2 protein-coding genes are annotated in these 3,207 nt (G+C 37.8%); both read right to left on the reverse strand.

Annotated features, from left to right (window positions below; all coding sequences use genetic code 11):
* Positions 1 to 395, reverse strand: a 395-nt coding sequence (locus tag DG435_RS25330) for a hypothetical protein (protein WP_234420916.1), incomplete at its 3' end; no start/stop codon positions are given.
* A gap of 33 nt (positions 396 to 428) precedes the next feature.
* A partial coding sequence (locus DG435_RS25335; RefSeq protein ID WP_199916874.1) for a type I polyketide synthase occupies positions 429 to 3,207 on the reverse strand: 2,779 nt, incomplete at its 5' end.

Raw genomic sequence — 3,207 nt, forward strand, 5'->3', positions numbered from 1 at the left:
CCAATGACTATTTGAATATGTATTTTACCCTGGGGCTTGTTAGAAAGTATATTGCGGATATAATCAAAACAGGATATAGCATAACGCTCATATCGATCAGCAATATTCTGCTGATGATCTAATTGTAAGCTTAAAACCTTACAGTCTGGAAGTAACGCTTTAATTTCCTTTTCTTCTACATCCGACATTTCGCACAAAATGATATGCTGTTGGGAGTAGTCTTCATGATTAGCGGATATTCTTGTATCTTCTTCCCAAACTGAATTCAAAAGCAATGTCCCTACAATTTTACTTTGTTCTTGTAGCTTTATAGCTTTAATTTTTTCTAATGCCTCTATTTGTGTAAGTTTTCCTCTGGAAATATCTTGGAATACTTTTTTTAGGTTTTCCTTCATCTTTTCTTTCAAATTTTCTTAAGAATTCAGTCTTTAAACTAATTCTACAGCTTCTTCATCAGAAAGCTCTTTATTTAATACGCTTTGAATAAGGTTCTGATAATAGGCATCATTAAAGGTTGATGTATCATTAGTATTTCTTTTCAACAAATCATTTGTTGTCATATGCGTAGGTTTATTGTCATTTTTCATGATGCGAAAAGCAAGCCCCTTAATTTGTACACATACATTCCCTTCCTGATCAAATAGATCAAGATCAATTTTAATGAGCTTATCTCCTGGTTTGCTGACCTTTGCATACCGAGCCCAGACAAACATCTCTGGGACACAAGCAGAGATTATTCGTAAAGATTCTAGTGCAAAAGGAAGTAATGGTTCTTCTGGGGTTTGATTCAGGTCCTGAAATAAGCCAATAGATGCCTGCAGAGCACTATCCATTAAACTAGGATGTAATAGATAATTATTTTGTTCAGTTTTAACTACTGCCGGTAGGGTTAAATCGGCCAATACTTGCCCCTCTCCTTTGTAAATTACTTTTATTCCTTGATGTGCCGCCCCATAATGAAGTCCCATTTGAGCAAAAACATTATAAATATCACTTTGTATTAATTTACCAGCAGTCATCTGACATCTAAGCTGATCAATATCAATTCTCTCTGGAATTGTTCGGCTGCTAAAAGTTCCTTTTCCTTGGAAGTGTATGATGTTTTCTTCTCCATCATAACTATATAACTCGTAATGTATTTGTTCACTCATTACAGAATTTGAATCGTCCAAAAACAAGTTTATATTAATTTGTTTCTTTTGATCTACGATAGCAAAAGGTTGAATCCAAATGATGTCATTCAACTCCAAAATAGCAGATTCTACAGATGTGGGCATGGATTCTTCAATAGCAGCACGGGCCATTTCCAGATACGCAACTCCCGGAAGGACTTTCCGGTTAAAAACCTGATGATCTTTTAAGAAAAATTCTTCACCATTAAATGTAGTACTATAACTCTGCTTACTAAAGTCTGAAGTGTTTAAGTGCAATAATGGATGTAAAACGGATGTTGTCGTTCCATTTCCATGAATATTCTTTTCTTCTGCGCCATCAATCCAGTACCGTTCTCTTGCAAATGGATACAATGGCAAGTTGATACGATTAGGTTTATGGTCTCCGTAGAGTTTATCCCAATCCAACTCCAAGCCTTTAACCCATAAATCCAGTAATTTCGATAATTGCCTCTGACGTATATATGTATCTACAATGGTCTCTTTCATCTCATCATCATTACTAATGATTCGTAAACCTTCTTTATTGCGTTTCACCTGACCCAAATAGACACCGTTTATAGTATCCTCTCCATTACGATAAGCCCGAAGCTTTTCTACCAGTTGATCTATAGTACTCACCATAAAACCAAGACGTTCCTCCATCGCTTCCCTACCTAATTGCAGAGTATAACTCATCTCAATCAAGTCCAGAGAACCTTTCTTCTCTTCAATAAATTCCAGTAAATCAGAAGCCTTTTGTTTCAGTTGCCCCTCAGATTTGGCTGATAAAGGAACTATAAGATCCGAGTGTTGTGTAATGACCTGAACAGGTCGTTTAATCACTTCCCGATTCTGGGGAACATACTCACCCATTACCAAATGAGCATTAGTGCCACTAAATCCAAAAGAACTGATCGCTGCCTGACGTTGTTGGGATTCCCTAACCTGCCAGTCCTTTAACTCTGTATTCACATAAAAAGGACTATCCTTCAAATCGATATGCTCATTTAACTGTTCAAAATTTATGGTCGGTGGCAACTGTTTGTACTTCATAGCCTGTAGCACCTTAATAAAACCTGCCACTCCCGCAGCAGTTAAACAATGACCAATATTGCTCTTTACAGATCCCAGAGCACAATATTCTTTCTCCTCTGTATATTTTTTAAACGACCTGCGTAATCCTTCTACCTCAATAGGATCTCCAAGTTTGGTAGCTGTACCATGCGTCTCGATCAACTGAATGTTATTTGGGTCTATATCAAATTGATCGTAGACCTGTTGTTCTAATTGTATTTGTGATTCTGTGTTAGGAGCTGTAATGCCGTTGGTTTTTCCATCCTGATTGATCCCCCATCCCTGGATAACCCCTAGAATAGTATCCTTATCTTTTTCTGCATCTTCCAATCTTTTTAGCATAACCACTCCAACTCCTTCTCCCGGTACAAAACCATTGGCTCGCTGATCAAAAGTATGGCATTTGCCATCTGGAGAGAGCATACCCGATTGAGCAGCTTTAATATGCATATCTGGACCTGCCATAACATTGACTCCACCTGCCAAAGCAGAATCAATATTGCCCGACACCAAGCCATCACAGGCATTGGCAATAGCCACCAGTGAAGATGAACAGGCTGTATCAATAGAAATACAAGGACCTTGTAAATTCAAAAAGTAAGAAATACGTGCTGGCAGAATAGAAGTAGAACCACCAGTAAATCCTTGTGCACTTAACTGTTCTTCTCTTGATAACATCTGGTAGTCTCCATAAGCACATCCTACATATACTCCACATTTACTACCCGAAAGCACATGTGGATTGTATCCTGCATGTTCTATCGTATGCCAACAAGCCTCTAAAAATAATCGTTGCTGCGGATCCATACTCTCTGCCTCAATAGGAGAAATATTAAAAAATAAAGGATCAAAAAGATCATACCCTTCCAAAGCTCCCATCCATTTGCTATAGGTCTTGCCTGCAACAGCCTCCCCTTTTTGATAATATTTATCAATATCCCAACGCTTTTTAGGAATCTCACTAATACAATTCTTCCCC

Source organism: Aquimarina sp. Aq78 (assembly GCF_900299525.1).
Lineage (GTDB): Bacteria > Bacteroidota > Bacteroidia > Flavobacteriales > Flavobacteriaceae > Aquimarina.